This is a genomic window from Winkia sp. C0117E2 (assembly GCF_056590455.1).
The window spans coordinates 104,717-122,420 of the sequence record NZ_JBWPWD010000003.1 but is presented as its reverse complement, the minus strand read 5'-3'; the positions used below and the strand labels follow the sequence as shown (position 1 = coordinate 122,420).

19 protein-coding genes are annotated in these 17,704 nt (G+C 56.5%); 11 read left to right on the top strand and 8 right to left on the bottom strand.

What is annotated here, in order from left to right:
• Positions 1–24: 24 nt before the first annotated feature.
• Complete coding sequence (locus AC1EKG_RS05090) at positions 25–810, bottom strand: phage antirepressor KilAC domain-containing protein (protein ID WP_024332452.1); 786 nt, start codon at positions 808–810, stop codon at positions 25–27.
• 39 nt (positions 811–849) lie between these two features.
• Entirely contained in the window at positions 850–1,095 is a 246-nt protein-coding gene (locus AC1EKG_RS05085) for a hypothetical protein (RefSeq protein WP_024332451.1), read from the bottom strand.
• Positions 1,096–1,222: 127 nt separating this feature from the next.
• Here AC1EKG_RS05085 and AC1EKG_RS05080 point away from each other — a divergent pair, with 127 nt between their 5' ends.
• The 8 genes from AC1EKG_RS05080 (at position 1,223) to AC1EKG_RS05045 (ending at position 7,779) form a co-directional block, all read left to right on the top strand.
• The gene (locus tag AC1EKG_RS05080; RefSeq protein WP_070454274.1) at positions 1,223–1,702 is read left to right on the top strand and encodes a hypothetical protein; all 480 of its coding nucleotides are present in this window, start codon (positions 1,223–1,225) and stop codon (positions 1,700–1,702) included.
• A gap of 164 nt (positions 1,703–1,866) precedes the next feature.
• Positions 1,867–2,214: a hypothetical protein gene (locus AC1EKG_RS05075; protein WP_141739470.1), complete on the top strand. Its 348-nt coding sequence runs from the start codon at positions 1,867–1,869 to the stop codon at positions 2,212–2,214.
• Between the two features lie 80 nt (positions 2,215–2,294).
• Positions 2,295–2,930 carry a DUF4352 domain-containing protein gene (locus AC1EKG_RS05070; protein ID WP_481067760.1) on the top strand — a complete coding sequence of 212 codons (636 nt, stop codon included), beginning with the start codon at positions 2,295–2,297 and terminating at the stop codon, positions 2,928–2,930.
• Between the two features lie 722 nt (positions 2,931–3,652).
• Entirely contained in the window at positions 3,653–4,546 is an 894-nt protein-coding gene (locus tag AC1EKG_RS05065; RefSeq protein WP_004806706.1) for an alpha/beta hydrolase fold domain-containing protein, read from the top strand.
• Between the two features lie 86 nt (positions 4,547–4,632).
• On the top strand, positions 4,633–5,376 hold the full coding sequence (locus tag AC1EKG_RS05060) for a sulfite exporter TauE/SafE family protein (RefSeq protein ID WP_040315108.1): 744 nt from the start codon (positions 4,633–4,635) through the stop codon (positions 5,374–5,376).
• 80 nt (positions 5,377–5,456) lie between these two features.
• A complete protein-coding gene (locus AC1EKG_RS05055) occupies positions 5,457–5,726 on the top strand; it encodes an ACT domain-containing protein (protein ID WP_004806710.1) in 270 nt (89 codons plus the stop codon).
• A gap of 1 nt (position 5,727) precedes the next feature.
• Positions 5,728–7,092 (top strand): PFL family protein, encoded by a 1,365-nt coding sequence (locus AC1EKG_RS05050; RefSeq protein ID WP_004806712.1) that lies wholly within the window; start codon positions 5,728–5,730, stop codon positions 7,090–7,092.
• Between the two features lie 48 nt (positions 7,093–7,140).
• The gene (locus AC1EKG_RS05045; RefSeq protein ID WP_004806714.1) at positions 7,141–7,779 is read left to right on the top strand and encodes a LysE family translocator; all 639 of its coding nucleotides are present in this window, start codon (positions 7,141–7,143) and stop codon (positions 7,777–7,779) included.
• Between the two features lie 51 nt (positions 7,780–7,830).
• On the opposite strand, the gene AC1EKG_RS05040 is transcribed toward AC1EKG_RS05045, so the two are convergent.
• The 6 genes from AC1EKG_RS05040 to AC1EKG_RS05015 form a co-directional block, all read right to left on the bottom strand.
• Positions 7,831–9,339, bottom strand: a complete 1,509-nt coding sequence (locus AC1EKG_RS05040) for a sodium/glutamate symporter (RefSeq protein WP_004806715.1) — start codon at positions 9,337–9,339, stop codon at positions 7,831–7,833.
• Positions 9,340–9,538: 199 nt separating this feature from the next.
• Positions 9,539–10,579, bottom strand: a complete 1,041-nt coding sequence (locus tag AC1EKG_RS05035) for a trypsin-like serine peptidase (RefSeq protein WP_004806716.1) — start codon at positions 10,577–10,579, stop codon at positions 9,539–9,541.
• Positions 10,580–10,697: 118 nt separating this feature from the next.
• Positions 10,698–11,636 (bottom strand): cation diffusion facilitator family transporter, encoded by a 939-nt coding sequence (locus tag AC1EKG_RS05030; RefSeq protein ID WP_004806718.1) that lies wholly within the window; start codon positions 11,634–11,636, stop codon positions 10,698–10,700.
• 16 nt (positions 11,637–11,652) lie between these two features.
• Positions 11,653–12,018, bottom strand: coding sequence for an ArsR/SmtB family transcription factor (locus AC1EKG_RS05025; RefSeq protein ID WP_481067759.1), 366 nt, complete (start codon positions 12,016–12,018; stop codon positions 11,653–11,655).
• A gap of 249 nt (positions 12,019–12,267) precedes the next feature.
• Positions 12,268–12,954, bottom strand: a complete 687-nt coding sequence (locus AC1EKG_RS05020; protein ID WP_239659972.1) for a DUF981 family protein — start codon at positions 12,952–12,954, stop codon at positions 12,268–12,270.
• An 8-nt stretch (positions 12,955–12,962) separates the two neighbouring features.
• Positions 12,963–13,214 carry a hypothetical protein gene (locus AC1EKG_RS05015; protein WP_481067758.1) on the bottom strand — a complete coding sequence of 84 codons (252 nt, stop codon included), beginning with the start codon at positions 13,212–13,214 and terminating at the stop codon, positions 12,963–12,965.
• 147 nt (positions 13,215–13,361) lie between these two features.
• Here AC1EKG_RS05015 and AC1EKG_RS05010 point away from each other — a divergent pair, with 147 nt between their 5' ends.
• From AC1EKG_RS05010 to nrdG, 3 genes are all read left to right on the top strand, one after another.
• The gene (locus AC1EKG_RS05010) at positions 13,362–14,291 is read left to right on the top strand and encodes an aldo/keto reductase (protein WP_004806724.1); all 930 of its coding nucleotides are present in this window, start codon (positions 13,362–13,364) and stop codon (positions 14,289–14,291) included.
• A 362-nt stretch (positions 14,292–14,653) separates the two neighbouring features.
• Positions 14,654–16,816: an anaerobic ribonucleoside-triphosphate reductase gene (gene nrdD / locus AC1EKG_RS05005; RefSeq protein WP_004806725.1), complete on the top strand. Its 2,163-nt coding sequence runs from the start codon at positions 14,654–14,656 to the stop codon at positions 16,814–16,816.
• Positions 16,813–17,454 carry an anaerobic ribonucleoside-triphosphate reductase activating protein gene (gene nrdG / locus AC1EKG_RS05000; protein WP_004806726.1) on the top strand — a complete coding sequence of 214 codons (642 nt, stop codon included), beginning with the start codon at positions 16,813–16,815 and terminating at the stop codon, positions 17,452–17,454. The genes nrdD and nrdG overlap by 4 nt, the downstream gene beginning before the upstream one ends.
• The last annotated feature ends 250 nt before the right edge of the window (positions 17,455–17,704 follow it).

Genomic DNA, 17,704 nt, shown 5'->3' with positions numbered 1-17,704 from the left:
GCTCAAATTGGTTGTTTTGGTTTGTTAGTTCTTGCCAGTCAGCTGTGGAAGCCGCGAACCCGCGGGGATGGTTAGCCCGAAAATCCTTGCGAGCCTGTACAGGCCCTTAGCAGTAATCCGAGGGGTCGTAGTAACGAACCGTTCCCCGGTGGCCGGATCCTCCCAGGTGGAAGCGATAACCGCCATATGCCCCGCGTCGATTACCTTTTGGTAGACGCTCCAGCTTTTACGACCGGCTGGCTTGTACACCCATCCGAGGGCATCCAGGGTTTTAAACAGCCGGTTTTGCCCTGTCTCAAGGCCTGCCCTGCAGAGCATTTGCGCGGCCTGTTTAACGCTTAGGTCTTTGCCGGTTGCGAGGAAATGGTCAAAGCTTTTGGCTTTGGGTTCTAGCCGCGCGTTTTCTGCTTCTAATGCTTTGAGGGTTTTATCTGCCTCTATGAGGGCTTTGGCCATGAGTTCCGGTCCGCTTAGCTGATTAGCAGGAATGCCGTACGAGCCGGTCTTACGGATCGTGGGTAGTACTTCGTCGAATACTTTTGCTTCGAAGGCTTGCGCGCTTGGTAGCTTCGATGACGCGGTTAGCCGGTACAAATCGCCCTCGGTAATAAAGCGGACTTGCTGCACACCGCCCGCCGTCTGAAGGGGGTACCGTTTCGTTACCCCCTTGCAGTGATCCGCGAGCGCCTTATTTGTGTTGGTGTATCCAAGGGCTGTTGCTACGTCCTTACCACAGAAAAAGACTTTGCCGCCTTCCTCTAATATGCGGACTTTGGTACCCTCAAAGCTGAAGGGGATAATTTTATTCATTACATTTCCTTCTTCCTGATCGCCTAGCTGCCTCATCAGTTAGGCGATCTTTTTTCCTGTTGAGGTTTCATCTGGAATGATCGCTAGGCATTCGCCGGGGGTGTATCCCCACGTATCGAAAATGTTTGCGATGGTTACTCCGTTAGGCGCGCTTTCTTGCTCTCTAAGCGCTATGTAGGTTGGGCGCGAAACTCCGAGTACCCGCGCCATTGCATCATCTGATTTGATGCCCTGGATCTTTTTCGCCCTCTCTAAAAAGCCCGAGCGGAAAACTAGTCTGCTCATTTCTCACCTCTGTTGTATTTCGCAGGTTTTGAACTGGTAATTACAACGTACACATCTTTTGCGCCCGTGTCAAACGGTTTGCAGTTTACGTGTTGCATAGCGCAACATTTGGCTATATAGTGGGGTTATGGATATAAAACAGTGGTTAACCGAGATAGCCGGAGGCGTCGGCTACTCGGTAATGGCGCGCGAATCTGGCCTAAACAGTGGCACCCTAAAAAGGCAGTGGGACGCGGGGAAAATTCCCCCCGCGTCAATAGTCGCTATAGCTAGACGGTATGGAGCAGCCCCGATACGAGGGCTTGTCATAGCCGGGTTAATTAGCGAGGCGGAAGCGGGGCGGGCGGGGTATGAAACGACCCGTGAGGCCCTAGCGCGCGCTACAGACGAAGAACTATTAACCGAGCTTTTGGACCGCGTGCGAAAGGATGGAGGCCTAGCCCATAGCAGCCTAACGGCCCCGCTGGATAGCTCGCACCCAGCTAGTAATGTGATTGGCCTTTCAGACCTAGAGGCTGAAAAATATTTGGACGTCGACAATGCCGCCGCCCTCGACGAAATCCCCGAAACCCTACAGGGCGAACAATATAACTTAGACGAACAATAGAGGGTGTAAAGATAACTTTTATCTTCACCTACCCAGCGGGCCGCCGCGCCGGTAAGCGCATCATCTGTCAGACCCCCGCTTTACCCTTGAAAGCTGAGAGCAGGATAAGGCGGGGCAAATTGTATGAACAGCTAATTGCATACTGTGAAAGCCAGGGTGTAGTAGTGCGTGAAACGCCCCGCTTGCGCTACGTGGGAATATGGGATGCAGAACACCGCATCATCTGGCTTAATTCTCACCTGACGGGCCGCGAGCGCGTCCCAGTGCTCTTGCACGAGGTGCTGCACATGCAGGCCGGGCATATAGGCCCCCAGCCTGCAGCAGTGGAACGCAGGATACGGCGCGACGTAGCGCGCATACTAATTAGCCGTAATGCGTATGCGAGGGCAGAAAAACTAGCAGACGGCGATCTATTCGGTATCGCCGAAGAACTAGACGCGCCCGCATGGCTAATACGCGATTATCAGCAAATCCTAGAATGCACCCCGCAGGGGGTGTCTGATCTGTCATAGCCCGGTGATACGATCGGCTTCAGCTGCTCAAATGAGAGCGTGCTAACATACCCCCGTAAATCTAGTATGGAGAAAATCCAATGAGCTCAACCCCTACCCAAATGGGAAATGCCAAGCCGAAAAAGCCGTTCTACAAGCGCGCTTGGTTTATCGTTCTAGCGGTAATTGTTCTTGTGATCGTAGTGGCCACAGCTACTAAGGGCGGCGGCGATAAGAAAACTGAGAACGCCGCCAAGCCCGAGCCCGCCGCAGCAGCAAGCGAAACAGCTAGCGCCGCCAAGGACGAAGGCAAGGATAAGACAGGCAAGATTGGCCAGCCGCTCACAGTCGGTAAGACTGAATTCACGGTGAATGCTGTCAATGTTAGCAAGGATGCAGGCGAAAACGAGTACATGAAAGAAACTGCGAATGGGCAGTTCATTATCTTGGACGTTACTGTTAAAAATAATGAAAATGAGTCACTCTCGGTTGCCGATGACTTTTTTAAGCTCAAGCTCGGTGATAAGGAATATTCGGCAAGTACTAACGCCTCCGTTGCGCTAGCTGCTGATAAAAGCGAGTTCTTGTACAAGCAAATCAACCCCGGCAATTCTGCTACCGGCAAGATAGCTTTTGACGTGCCCGATGACGTGGCAGCGGATCTTGGCAAGCTTTCCGTGCAGGTACAAACGGGGCTGTTTGGCACTGAAAAGGGATTGATCTCGCTAGCCCAGTAGGTGCGTTTTCGAGCAGGGGTCTAGTCGGCAATATGCCGGTTAGGCCCCTTCCTCTTTTTCGCTAGGGGCATGGTTAGGGCACGCCGCTAGTTTTGCCTATAATGGTGCGGATTATTTTTATTCCCCCATCCTCCGCCAGCACCCCGCTGTCCCGTTGGAACGGCGGGGTTTTTCGTTGTAATTGGGCGGGAAAGTCCAAAGAGTGAATGCGCTTCGGTATGTGCCCGTAGCCGCTAATGTGCAACAAAATAGACCTAAAATAGGCCCGCCAAACCGGCGCGCTCTAGTGGGAAAACTAAAGTTACCCGGCGGAGGCTCGAACCCTTTCTTGAATTCTTTCGCCAGCTAGACCGGCGGCTGCCTACCGAGAGCACGGCCAGTTTGACTTGCTGGTCCACCAGCTAAACCTGGGCTTGTAAGTGCTGTGCGGCAGGGCGACCTCACCCCCGATAAGGCGGCAATTGCAGCCTGCGCGTAAAAAGTAATCAATTCGGCTATCTTAAGACTTTTCCCCTCCACAGGAATTGACGGCGAGCCTCGGTGTTTTTTCGACCTTTGGCGTTTTCAGCGAAACATGGTGTAGATCGCCAAGGCTGGACGAAAACACCATGGATCGACAGGCTCCCGCCCCTAGGCCCAACACCGCGAAGCCACCCTCGCCAATCGTCTAGGCGGAAGCAGAGTAAAGTCCTGCCTATACCAATGTCCGGTAAGGAGGACCAATGCACATCCCGCAGTGGACGGTGACCGCTTTCTTGAAACTCACGAGGGCGAACCGCGCCTACCTAGACCCGGCGGCGGCTCGGAAGCGAATCGCGAAAAGAGCGCTATTGCCCCAGCCGATTGTGCCACGCTTCTTTCCGGGAAAGACACAGGTGCGCATCAAGGTCACCTACTCGGCAGGCCAGTACATATACGTGCTAGTGCCAAATGATCAGCAGCCACGGGGCGCATTCGTGTACGTGCACGGGGGTGGCTGGGTCAACCAGATCGCACCCCAGCACTGGCAGTTAGCAGCCGAGATGGCCACCACCACCGGGCGGGCAGTTCTACTTCCTATCTACCCGCTCATACCTTTTGGCACGGCAGCGCAGGTGATCCCTTCCATAGGCCGGATCACCCTGGCGGCTAAAGAAAAGTTTGGAGAAGTCGCCTTAGGCGGGGACTCGGCTGGGGGCCAGATTGCACTGTCCGCGGCCCTCGAAATAAGAAAAACTGCCACCATGCCAATCGTTCTGATATCGCCCGCCCTCGACGCCACCTTCTCGAACCCACATATCCCCGCAGCGCAGCAGGCAGACCCGTGGCTGGGCGTACCCGGATGCAAAGTGTTCCTAGAAGAGTGGGCCGCAAGCACCCCGCTAACCGATCCGAAAGTCAGCCCTCTACTAGCACCCGCAACGGAGCTAGCCTCGCTAGGACCGGTCACGATCTTTACCGGTACCGCAGACATCTTCAACCCGGACGCCCACCTGCTCGCGCACAAGATCGCTGCCGAGGGCGGCCACTATGATCTGGTAGAAGAACCCTCAGGACTGCACGTTTACCCGCTTTTGCCAACGCGCGCCGGAGCTGCTGCACGGGCCCAAATCTGCGCCCTCATGCGCACCCATTAAGGCCTCCACCACCTACCCGCCTCCAGCGTTAGTTGCCCCGCCCTCGTTCTTTGGTCGGACCCCGAACGCGTGCTAAACCTGTATGCATGAGCGCAACAGCATGGATCATCCTATTCATTGCCGGCATTGGGGCGGGCCTTTCCAAAGGACTCATCCCAGGAGCGTGCATGATCGCGGTAGCACTCGCCGCGATCGTCTTGCCAGCGAAAGAATCAGTAGGGGTGCTACTGATCATTTTGCTGTTCGGCGATCTGCTAGCGCTGTGGTTTTACCGAAAGGACGCTAACTGGCCGATCCTGAAGAAGCTAATGCCCGTTGTTGTCCTAGGTGTCCTCTTGGGCACCGTGTTCTTACGCTTAGCCTCCGACGCGGTGGTTCGGTACGGCATCGGCATTGCCCTGATCGTCCTTACGCTTATGCAGCTTGCGATCACCTATATGCCGCACAAACATAGGGCGCCAAAGTCGCCTACTCTGCGCAATGTTTCCAGCGCCTTCTACGGCACCCTTGCCGGATTTGGCACGATGGTAGCCAATGCTGGTTCGCCCGCGCTGACCCTGTATCTGCTGTCAAGGCGAATGGATGTGAGGGCGTTCCTTGGCACCTCCACCTGGTTCTTCTTTCTAGTAAACGTAATCAAGACACCATTTTCGGTTTTCGCGGGCGTGCTCAGCTGGCACGCGTTCACCATTGCCCTACCGCTAATACCGGCCGTGGCCATCGGCGCCGTCATTGGCTACCTGCTGGCAAAACGGATTGACCAAAAGCTCTTCGACTTCCTTGCCTACGTGGTAACTATTGGCGGCGGCATCGTGCTGCTGGTGGCTTGAACTGGCCTCCGTCTGCCTCTCCCTTGTCCGGATCGGGGGCAGCATTAGACGCAGCTCCTAACATCCATACAATAGTTGACATGGATGCGATAATAACCGTGGCGGGAGTCGATCACACTGGAATTGTGTCGGCTGTTGCAAACGCCCTGGCTGAAGAAAAAGTAAACATTGTAAATATTTCGCAGACGCTGATGGACCAGTACTTCACGATGATCTTGCACTGCGAATTTGACGCCGACCGCCTGCCCATTTCTGCTTTGCAGGAACGCATGGGCAAGGTTGCCGCGGCCGAGAATCTGATCATCAAGGTTCAGTCCGAGGCCATTTTCGACGCCATGCACGAGGTATAACTTGGCTACTTACAACAAGATTCTAGATACGCTGCAGATGATCGAAGAGGATCGCCTGGACATCCGCACCGTAACCATGGGGATTTCGCTGCTGCAGTGTGCCGATCCCAACCTGGACCGCCTGTGCAAGAACATTTTCGACCGGGTAACCACGCAGGCGCAAAACCTAGTGCAGGTAGCCCGCGATATCGAGGGCGAACTGGGCATTCCCATTGTGAACAAGCGCGTGTCCGTGACTCCTATTGCGCTGGTGGCAGCCAGTGCGGCAAAGTCTGCCGAGGACATGGTGAAAGTGGCGCGCACTCTGGACGCTGCAGCCCGCGAGGTAGGAGTCGATTTTATTGGCGGCTACAGCGCCATTGTTGACAAGGACGCGACAACAGCTGACAAGCTGCTGATCGATTCGATCCCCCAGGCGCTGGCACAGACTGAATACGTCTGTTCGTCGGTGTCGATTGGTTCCTCGCGCTCCGGGATAAACATGTCTGCCGTAGCAAAGATGGGGCAGGTAGTGAAGCAGGCGGCCGAGGAGACTGCCGACCGCAGTGCCATCGGGGCTGCCAAGCTGGTCGTGTTCTGCAATTCCGTGGGCGACAACCCGTTCATGGCAGGCGCCTTCCACGGCGTTGCCGAACCGGATGTGGTGCTGTCCGTGGGCGTATCCGGGCCGGGGGTGGTGCGCCGCGCCCTCGAGAAGGCTTCCGGTCTGTCTTTTGGCAAGTGTGCCCAAACTATAAAGAGGGCGGCGTTCCAGATCACTCGCGTTGGCCAACTAGTTGGCAACATGGCGGCCGATCGGCTTGGGGTTCCCTTCGGCATCGTAGATCTGTCGCTCGCCCCCACCGCCGAGGTCGGCGATTCGGTTGCGCGCATCCTCGAAGAGATGGGCGTAGAGCGCGTGGGCGCACCCGGAACCACCGCCGCCCTCGCCCTGCTTAATGATGCGGTAAAGAAGGGTGGGCTGATGGCGTGTGGCCACGTGGGCGGCCTTTCTGGTTCCTTCATTCCCGTTTCGGAAGACATTGGCATGATCGAGGCAGCAGAAATGGGCGCGATCACCATCGACAAGCTGGAAGCAATGACGGCGATCTGTTCGGTGGGGTTGGACATGGTTGCGATCCCAGGAGACACCTCGGCCGACACTATTGCCGGCATGATCGCTGACGAGGCAGCCATCGGCATGATCAATCACAAGACCACCGCGGTGCGCGTAATTCCCGTACCCGGCATGAACGTGGGCCAGACCGTAGAGTTCGGCGGATTGCTGGGGCGCGCGCCAATTATGGAAGTGTCTAAATATTCCTCTAGTGCACTGGTAGCCCGCGGCGGTCGCATCCCCTCGCCAGTGCACGGCTTTAAGAACTAAACGCTAGCTGCGGCCGGTTATAGAAACTAAACACAGTTAGGAGTCCGGATGGATTTCAGCCAGTTCACTGCCCTGACCGTTGCCTGGGTGGCAATCATTATTACGCCCGGGCCGGATTTCTTTCTGACGTTGCGTTCTGGCACGATTTCCCGCCTCCACGGGCTAAAGACTGCGGCGGGAATTGTGCTGGGTGTACTGCTGTGGCTGGCTGCAGCGATTGCTGGCTTGGGCGCTATTGCGAAGGCTTTCCCCTGGGCGATCACCATCATTTCGGTGCTTGGCGGCTTCTACCTGATCTGGTTGGGGTGGCAGGCTATCCGTTCTGCTCTTGCTGCGCGCCGTCCTGCCGAGGACGGCAAAGAGGAGGTCAAGGACTACCTGAATTCGCACCCATTCCGGTCCGGGTTGCTGACTAATCTGACTAACCCGAAGGCGGTCATCTTCTTCGGCGCCATCTTGTCTAATTTCCTGCCCACGAACCTATCTGTCCTGTCCATGAGCGCCATGGTGGTCTACCTGATCAGCATGGAAGTGATCTGGTTTGGGGCGGTAGCGCTGCTAATTTCTACCCCGAAGGTACAGCGGTGGGTAAACCGCTACCGTTCTGTGATGGATGGGGGCACCGGCATCATCATGCTGGTGCTGGCTACCGTGCTGTTGGGTAAGGGCGTAGCCGAAGTGTTCTAGCGGGCCTCTGAGGGCGACTAAGCCGCCCTAGGGTCGGGCCCGCCAGCTCGCTTAGTTCAGAGTTCCTGGCGGATTGGCCAGTTCTTCGGAGGGACGCCAGTCGCGCCGCACGTGTTCTTCTTCGTGTTCGATGGCGGCCTGCGGGTTGATCCACCCGCGTCCGCTCTTGCCCCAGTAGAACAGGCCGGACAGCACTGCGGCTATGAAGATGATGCTCATGACGATCAGCACCGGCCACGGCCCCACCGAGAAGATTAGTGGAGCAACCATGGCGGTAATGATGCCGCCGCCGAAGAAGGGTTCGAATACCAGCTGTTTGAAGCCGAACGCTTCGAAGCAGGGCGACTTGCCTTCCGGGTCGACGATGCGCATCAGGATCAGGCCGGTGGCGGTAACGCCCATGCCCTGCCCGAAGTCGCCAATGCCGCGTTCAAACCAGTATTCGGGGATGGTGCGTGGGGTCAGCCACAGCAGCACAAACAGGTTTAGCACCACGCCGCCAAGGCACAGCACGAGGAACGGCACCAGGTTGTCTGAAATGGCCTTGATAGAGATAGTTGCCATGGCAGCCAGAATCAAGATGTCCAGTGCAAGGCCTTGAATACGAAGCATCATTTGCGAATCGATGATGTGCGAGTAGCCAACGGCTTTCAGCAGCACCTGCACAATAATGCCGCCGATCATTGCCAGCGGGAACAGGGGCACGAAGGCCATCAACTTGATGTGGTCAATCCACAGCATCTGTTCCATCCACTGCAGCCCGGAAAGCATTGCCTGGCCGATCAGGATTGCCAGTGCAAGGAACGCTACGTGCAATGACAGGGGTTCGATCGAGGACGGACGCACGGTCATGTGTGCTGCCACGTAGTTTTCGTCAGAACGGAACAGACCCTGCTGCTCTTCGACAGAGCGGTTAGCCGTCTCTTTGACAATCTGGGTGCGGCCGGTGCGCACGGCCCAGTTGATCAGCGCAACGCCTAGGACTACGCCCCCTACGAGGCCGACAGTAGCAACACCGATGGAAAGGTCGCCGCCCTCGGACCACCCTAATTCTTTGAACACGGGGATCATGCCGGCGGCGGTACCGTGTCCGCCCTCGTAACCAATTTCGATCAGTGCGCCCGCCATTGGGGAAATACCGAACAGTGGCACCAATATGGCAACGGTCAGTAGCAGGCCGGCAACGTATTGGCCAGTTGCCATTGCCACGCCAACCGATAGCTGGGGGCCCGCAATATTGACGATGCGTTTAGGACCCGGCAGATCCTGGCCCATGAACAGCGTGGCAAACACTACTGAGATTAGCAGCCCCGGAAGGGTTGACCAGATGCTGAGGACGTTTTCCCCTAGCAGCCCGCCGTCGGCAAACTGGTGGTAGCCGAGCTTGTCAGCGATCGCCCCAAAAACGCCGGGCCCAAGAAAGAGCGCCACGAATCCGCCTACGATTGACGAGGGGAGGAAGATCTTTTGAATCCACCTTACTTTTACGCGCAGCACCTTGCCGATAAGCAAAAATATGCCCAGCAACAGCAATGCGAAGCCAACTTGTTTTGCGTCCATTACCTGCTCCTCTGCTAGTTAACGGGACCCCTGTAGCCCTGGGATCAGCTAGCGCGAGGCGCAGCAGATTAAGGTGCGTGGGTCAAGACACTGCTTCAGTTGTATAAAATCTTTCTAAAGAATGTCAATTTTTAGCCATGCCTGCATGACTCCATGTCACTAAAGCAAAATGGTTCCCAAATTTGCCGCCAAGGCAAATTTACTTAGTCGCCTTAGATTCAGTAGCAGCGTACAAATCTTTCAACTGGGTATTGAAGTAGGGCGAGCCCATGAAGGAATCGTCCTGCGGACCAAAGGAGGACAGTCCGCGAACATAGCCCACCTCGGCCGCCTTGCTGTAGTGAGCAAGCCACGGCCCACCGGAGGCGCCGACGCCAAACTTCGAACCGGCAATGGTACTAAAACGCCGCTCCCCCCAGTCGTAGCTCTTGCCGTCGCCCTCGAAGAAAGACACCTGTTCGCCCTCCTTAATGTCGCTGGGATAGCCCACCATCAGCGCGTGGAAGTTCAGCGGACCCCCTGCAATAAGGCCGTGCCCACCTACTTCGTCAACTACCTTTTTGCCCTTCGAATTCGGCGCGGTTTCTACCATAGCCACATCGCCTACTACCCCATCCACACTAAAGTTGTACTTTGTCCACTCGGGGGTGGTGCGCATCTTCTTGGCAGCGAACTTGCCGTGCGGGGCCTGCCCATCCTTGTATCCAGGCACGAACACCCAGTTCTTCACCCACTTCTTCGACCGAGCCGAGATCACGCAGTGCCCTGCGGTCAGCACCACGGTCTTCTTTGGGGTATTCACGGCAGCGGCCGAGCAGCGCGAATCGTGGTCGAGCGCCGGATCCCGGTAGAACACTTTGCCATTTACGGCTCCCACCGCCGTCACCTTCGTGTCATCACTCTTGGAATACGCCGCCTTGCCGAGGGGAGCTTTCGGCTGAGTGAGCACCGTTTCCTGCTCCGTATAGTCTGCGGGCATCTTCGCTGTTGGCGCGGCGCTACGGGTGCGGATTCGCGTCCGGAAGGGTGTCGAGGGCGACTCTGGCGGCTGCGCGGCACGCATCCGCTGTGGCGTCCAATATTCAACCGTGAGCTCCGGATCGGCCTGCTCGGGAGAAGTAATAGTGCCATCCGCGCCGCCGACGGGTAGCTCATCTGCTCCTGCTGCCGGGACCATAACAACTGTAGCGATCATTGCGAGCGCTGCTACTGCGCCCAGCGAAGACTTCCTTGCCGACATCGCGACCCTTTCCATTGGGAGAACATTTACCAGAGTATAAGGTGCGCGAGCGTATGCACAGGGGTTAGGCGCGTGAGAGTAGGTACATTAGTCCAGGCCGGCGCCCTAATACGGCCAGCTAGTTGGCATGCATGGCGGCTTCGTGGTGCTCGTGCCCAGGTTCTTCGAGCTGGAAGGTGCAGTGATCAATCCCCCACTGATGTTGGGCCGTATGGGTCAGCTCGTCCAAGATGCGCGGCCCGGATCCATCAACCCACGCCTGCTCGCTGACGCGCACGTGCGCACTCAACACCGGCACGCCTGAGGTCAGCGCCCACACGTGCAGCGAGTGGATTGCGTCTACGCCCTTGGCGGCAGCTAGCGAGGCGCGGATTTCCTTGACATTCATACCTTCCGGCACGCCTTGCATGATGATGTTTACCGCCTTTTTCAGCAGGACGAAGGTGCGCGGCAAGATGATCAAGCCCACGGCGGCCGCAGCGATGGCGTCGATCCGGTTCCACCCGAAGGCAACGTTCAGCACCCCCGAGAGGATGATACCGGCGGCGCCGATGCCATCACTCATGACTTCGAGGAAGGCGGCTTTCACGTTCAAAGATTCTTTTTGCCCGCCGGCCAGCAGGAAGAGCGACACGGCCGAACCGATAACGCCAACTACCGCAAAGCCGATCACGCCCACGCCGTGCACCTGCGGCGGGTTAATCCAGCGATCTACCGCCTCGTAGGCAATGAAGACACCCACCCCTAGCAATAAGAAGCAATTGATGAGGACGGCAATAATCTCCGCCCTCATCCACCCGTAGGTGCGCCTGGGGGAAGCCTTGCGGGTTGCCAGCCAGGCAGCTATCAGGGCGATCAGAATGCCCGAAGAATCGACGGTCATGTGCATCGCTTCGGCGACTAGGGCCAGGGAGTTTGCCCACCAGGCGCCGATCAGTTCAGCGAGGATGATTAGTAGGTAAATAAAGAAGACAATTAGTAGGCGGCCCCGGTGGGCGCCGGTGGCGGTTTGCTCGCCGACCCCGTGATCGTGGCTGTGGCTATGGCTGTGGCCCATTACAATTCCTAGTTCTTTAATTCGTTTCGTGACGCACGTGATCGAGCGTGAGCTGCAAGGATGCTTTCACGTGGGTGTCAATAATGCGGTAGTAGGCCATGCGGCCCTCGCGACGGACGGCAACTACGTGGTGCGCACGAAGTAGCCGGAGTGCGTGCGAGGTGGCCGATTCGTTCATCTGGGCTAACTGTGCCAAGTCCCCTACGCACATTTCGTCGACCTCTAGGAGTACCAGCAGCAGCCGCAACCAGGCCGGATCGCCAAACAGTCGCATAATCTGCGCAATCTGCTGTATTTCATCTTCGGCGGGCAGGGTGGCCCGCAGTAATTCAAAACGCGGCTTGTCTGCGTCACATTCGGCTTGCGCATTACTCGATGCCACCACAAGCACCCCTTTTAGTTTCACACCTGAACAACTGTTCAGACATTAAGATAACTGACTTGGGGGCGGCGCGCAAGACGCTAGCGCACCCACACTCGATCGCATGCATATCTTGCCTTCCCCTCGCCCCTACCAAAAAGAAGTCTTGCCGCTAGCGGGCGCACTGATCGCCGCGGTGGCGGAGTGCCCCGATCGCTAGCGTCAAGACTGTTGTGGCAAACGCTTAACTCAAGCAAGCAGCTGCGCGGTTTAGGCCGGCGGAAAGAAGCCCACGTGCGAATAGAACACGGTAAACGATAGGAACACCCACGTGACACCGCAACCCCATGTCAGCAGGGTGGCGATGCGGCCGACCCACTTATTTTCGGGGGCGAAGGGGGCAAGCATCGCCGCAATCCCACTGAAACCGTACAGGCACATAACCATAAGTGGCTCCCAAATTTGCCCCGCCATCAAGCGGGCGATGGGTTCAATGTCTGGCGGCCGCCACATGCCGAAGTGCATTCCTGCGATGGCGAACATGACTAAGCCGACACCTCCAACCGCGGCCACGTAAAGGATTGGGCGCAGCGTGCCGACTAGATCGAGCGGCCGCTCCTTGCGGTCAGCGGCCTTTTGCGCGGCAATAATTGCTAGCCCGGCAATAAAGGTGAGCAGTCCGTATAGCGCTGCAGGCTCGCCGAAGGTGACGTTGTCAACGGTGCAGCAAAATGCGCCGTCGACCTCTTTTAGCGGCCACATCAGCGTCATGTACATGCCGGTCACGCCCAGATATGCGCCGAGGGCGACGAAGGCCCACCCCCAGCCTGTCAGGGTGCGTGCCTTTCCTGGCACCGCTGCCTGCGCGCGGGCTGCGGTGCGGGCGAACACGACTGCCAGAATCATGATGGTGCCGGCTACCAGCGCCATTGTCGTATTGAAAGTAACCCCCTGCATTATCATGACTACCTCCTTTCTGCCAGGACGGCCTGGCGGATACTAAGGAGGGCCACACTAGCCCCGAAGGTGATGCACCAGCAGAGGGCGCCAATGTCCCTGCCAGTTTCACTGGATGCAGTTACCCAAAAGATGATTCCAACTAACACTCCAATCACAATCACGGGCCAGAGTATTTTCACGATCAGGCTTGCCCAACGCCGCGCGGCTTCGTCGTCGACCTCGGCGTGCAACCCGGTAAAGCTATCTAAGTTGTCCATACCTGTTACCTTAGTCCTATAAAACCGCTTTGACCAGAGCATTATGAGAATCTTCTAATTAAATATCTAATTTCTGCCACTGGCGATACCGCCTCTCATCCGCTAATTGACGGTGCACCAGGTCACCTTATTTCCTAGACTTTTTGTATGAACATTGGAAAATCTGACTTGGAAGTTTCTGGAATTGCGCTGGGCGCAAACCCCTTCGGGTGGACCGCTGACGAAGCTACTACCTACAAAATTTTGGACGCCTTCGCCGATGCGGGCGGCAACATGATCGACACCGCTGACGTGTATTCGGCGTGGGCGCCAGGCAACCAGGGCGGAGAATCTGAATCCGCCATGAAGCGTTGGCTCTCTGCCAATCGGGAGAAAGTGCTGGTTGCCACCAAGGTCGGCCAGAAGCCGGACAGGAAGGGGTTGGCTCCCGAAAATATCCGTAAGGCGGCGCAGGAGTCAGCCGAGCGCATGGGGGTCGAACAGATCGACTTGTATTACGCACACGAGGACGATCCCGAGGTGCCGATGGACGAGTTCGCCCACGCTTTTTCGGAGTTGGCCGAGGAGGGCCTGATCCGCGAGATCGGGATATCGAACTTTGAGCCGACTCGCTTTACCGAGTGGATGCAGATCGCGAAGAAGAACGGATTCCGCGCTCCGGTGGCGATGCAGCCGCATTACAACCTGGTCACGCGCGCCGATTTCGAGGACGAGCGCGCCCCGATAGCCCGGGAATACAACTTGGCGGTGTTCCCCTACTTCTCGCTCGCTTCCGGCTTCTTGACTGGCAAGTACAAGCGGGATGAACCTGTGCGCGGGGACCGCAAGGACATGGTTGCGCCCTACCTGAACGACCAGGCTTTCGACACGGTTGACCAACTGAAGGCCATTGCCGACAAGCGGTCAGTCACTCCGGGTGCGGTGGCGCTAGCGTGGCTGCACGCTCAGGACACGGTGGCGGCCCCGCTCGCTTCAGCCCGCAACACCGAGCAGCTGGAGCAGATTATGGTTGGCGCTACCTTGCAGCTCGACCCGGACGAGGTCGAAGCACTAACTAAGGTGTCCCAGGGACTATAACCGTCCCTTTTGCCACATCTACCGCCCTCGGCGCGAGTCTGCCACCGCCCCGAGGGCGGTACTTTTTAAACCGATTTGCACGGTCGATGGTAAGTCGCCCTCGCATGCAAGAATTCACATTTCTGACATCTCCGCAGCACATGGCCAATGGTGACGCACTCCACATTCTTGAATGATTTTCATTTTTCCGCAGCGCCGCGCGAAAGAGTCCCTGAAGGAAAAATATGGCAACTTTTCCATGTGGGCGTGTAAGTCAAAAAGCTAATCACATTGATGTAACCTACCTATGTGCCAACCACTAGATATGGGGTCTAGGGCGTCTGGCTAACACAAGATATTGCTTCTACCTGGGGGGTTACGAAATGGTTACCGCGGCTGCTAACACGAAGGAAACGACACTGGTCGAAAAACGTGATGGCCGAACGGTAACTTTCGACGCCAGCAAGATTTACCGGGCTGTCTACCTAGCCATGAACGATCAAGGGATTGATGATCCAGCATTCGTTTCCGACACCACAGAGGACGCGATCGCTTCCCTGCCGGACGGCACATTAGACATCCCCACCATTCAACGTGCGGTCGAGGATGCGCTCATGTCCTCCAGGTACCCACAGGTTGCGCGCGCCTACATCGAGTACCGCCACGACCGCGACAAGGCACGCGAAACCGCGATGGACGTTTCCGCCTCCTTAGATAAGCTGATGCGTCGCGACAAGACCGTGGTAAACGAGAACGCGAACAAGGATTCGACCGTTTTCAACACCCAGCGCGATCTGACCGCCGGTTCGGTGGCGCGCGCCTACGCCCTCAAAAATTTACTGCCCCCCGCAGTGGCGAACGCGCACATTAAAGGCGAGATCCACTTCCATGACCTGGATTACAACCCGTTCCAACCAATGACTAACTGCTGCCTGATCGACATCAAGGGCATGTTGGCCGAGGGCTTCCAGATTGGCAACGCGCGGGTAGAATCTCCCCGTTCCATCAATACGGCTACGGCGCAGATTGCGCAGATTATCGCGAATGTGGCGTCCTCACAGTACGGTGGCTGCTCGGTGGATCGCGCCGACGAAGTCTTGGCGCCGTACGCACAGATCAACTACGAAAAGCACGTACGGGATGCGGAGCAGTGGGTTGCCCCCGAAAAGCAGCACGACTACGCCATGGCGAAGACCCGCAAGGACATTTACGACGCGATGCAGTCTTTGGAATACGAGATCAATACGCTGTATTCCTCGAATGGGCAGACTCCGTTTGTCACTTTAGGCTTCGGCCTGGGAACCTCCGAGTTTGAGCGCGAGATCCAGAAGGCCATTTTGCAGGTACGGATAAAGGGGATCGGAAAGGATCATTACACTGCAATTTTCCCGAAGCTGGTGTTTGGGCTGCGCCGCGGCGTCAATTTGGATCCATCTGACCCGAATTATGACATCAAGCAGTTGGCACTTGAATGCTCCACTAAGCGCATGTACCCAGATGTCTTGTCCTACGACAAGCTGACGGAAATAGAGGGCGACTACAAGGCACCCATGGGTTGCCGTTCATTCTTGCCGAAGTGGGTGGATCCAGAAACCGGCGAGGCAGTTAATGCAGGCCGTAACAATCTTGGCGTGGTCACTTTGAACGTGCCGCGCATTGCGATGGAGGCGCACGGAGATCAGGATCGTTTCTGGCAGTTGTTCGATGAGCGCATGCAGGTAGTTAAGGAAGCCCTTGTCTTTCGCGCGAAACGGTGCGAGGACGCTACCCCGGACAACGCCCCGATCCTGTACAAGCATGGTGCCTTTGGGATTCGTGCGGGCGAGGGCGAGCAATCCGTTACGCAGTTCTTCCACAACCAGCGTTCTACGCTATCTATTGGTTACATTGGCCTGTATGAGACGGCTACTTGCTTCTACGGCCCGAATTGGGAATCTAACCCGCAGGCGAAGGATTTCACCCTGAGAGTAGTGCGCAAGCTGTCTGCTTACGCCGATCAGTGGAAGCGCGAATACCCGTACTGGTTTAGCGTCTATTCCACTCCCTCGGAATCGTTGACGGATCGTTTTTGCAGATTGGACCGGCAAAAGTTTGGCTCAGTGCCGGATATTACGCAGAAGGACTACTACACGAATTCCTTCCATTATGACGTGCGCAAGAAGATCACGCCCTTCGAGAAGATCGATTTCGAGTCCCCATATGAACCGTACACAAAGGGCGGTTTCATCCACTACTGCGAGTACCCAAAGCTGACCCACAATGCGAAGGCCCTGGAGGCCGTATGGGATTACGCCTATGACAAGGTGGCGTACCTGGGCACTAACACGCCGATCGATAAGTGCTTTGTGTGCGGCTTTGAGGGCGAGTTCCTGCCTACCGAGGAGGGTTTCAAATGCCCTGACTGCGGCAACGCTGACCCGAATTCGTGCGACGTAGTCAAACGAACCTGCGGCTATCTTGGAAACCCGCAGAAGCGGCCCATGGTGCATGGACGCCACACTGAGATCGCTTCGCGAGTAAAACACATGGATGGACCCACCCGATGACCGTCCCTCCGTCTACCCCGTCGGTCCGCGAGCAAGTCGATTATGCTCGCGGCCACGGGGTACGCCAACCGAAAATTGGCCAGTGGGACGGCCGGTTACTTTCGCGCAACTACGTTGCCGACTACAAGCCATTCAACTTTGTTGACGGCGAAGGCGTGCGCTGTTCCCTCTATATGTCTGGGTGTCCCTTCAAGTGCCCGGGCTGCTACAACAAGGCGGCGCAATCCTTCCAGTATGGCAGCCCTTACGATGACCGGTTAGAAGAACGGATTTTTGCCGATCTGGCCAAACCTTACGTGGCTGGACTGTCACTACTGGGCGGGGAACCTTTTTTGGCAACCCCCGTCCTACTTCCGTTACTACAGCAGCTGCGCACCAAGTTCGGCGACACCAAAACAGTATGGGCTTGGTCTGGATACACCTGGGAGCAGTTGCGGATGGAGAATAAGGACAAGCGGGAGCTGCTTGCTATGTGTGATGTGTTGGTTGATGGGCCATTCATTCAGGCGGAATTTGATCCGAACTTGCCTTTCCGTGGATCAGCAAACCAACGGATAATTGACGTCTCTGCGTCCGAAATAGCTGGTAGGGCTACTATCTGGCAGAGTAAAGCCACAGCTCGCAGTATTGTTGATTAACATCACATAAATTAATATGAATTAATCTTTTAACCCGACTAATAGCTCACGCAGCCGCCTCTCACGCACTATTCAGCGACTTTGGGAAAAATTTAAGATTGGAAGGTTTTCATACGCGCACCCCCTTTAATATTAGAAATTTTCATCTTCTTGAACGTGTGGTGTCGCTGATAAATACCTGTTTAGAATGGTCGCGTACCGATCACCTCCACCTGGTAGGTTTTCGGTAGTTTTCCAGTGGTGCGCATGG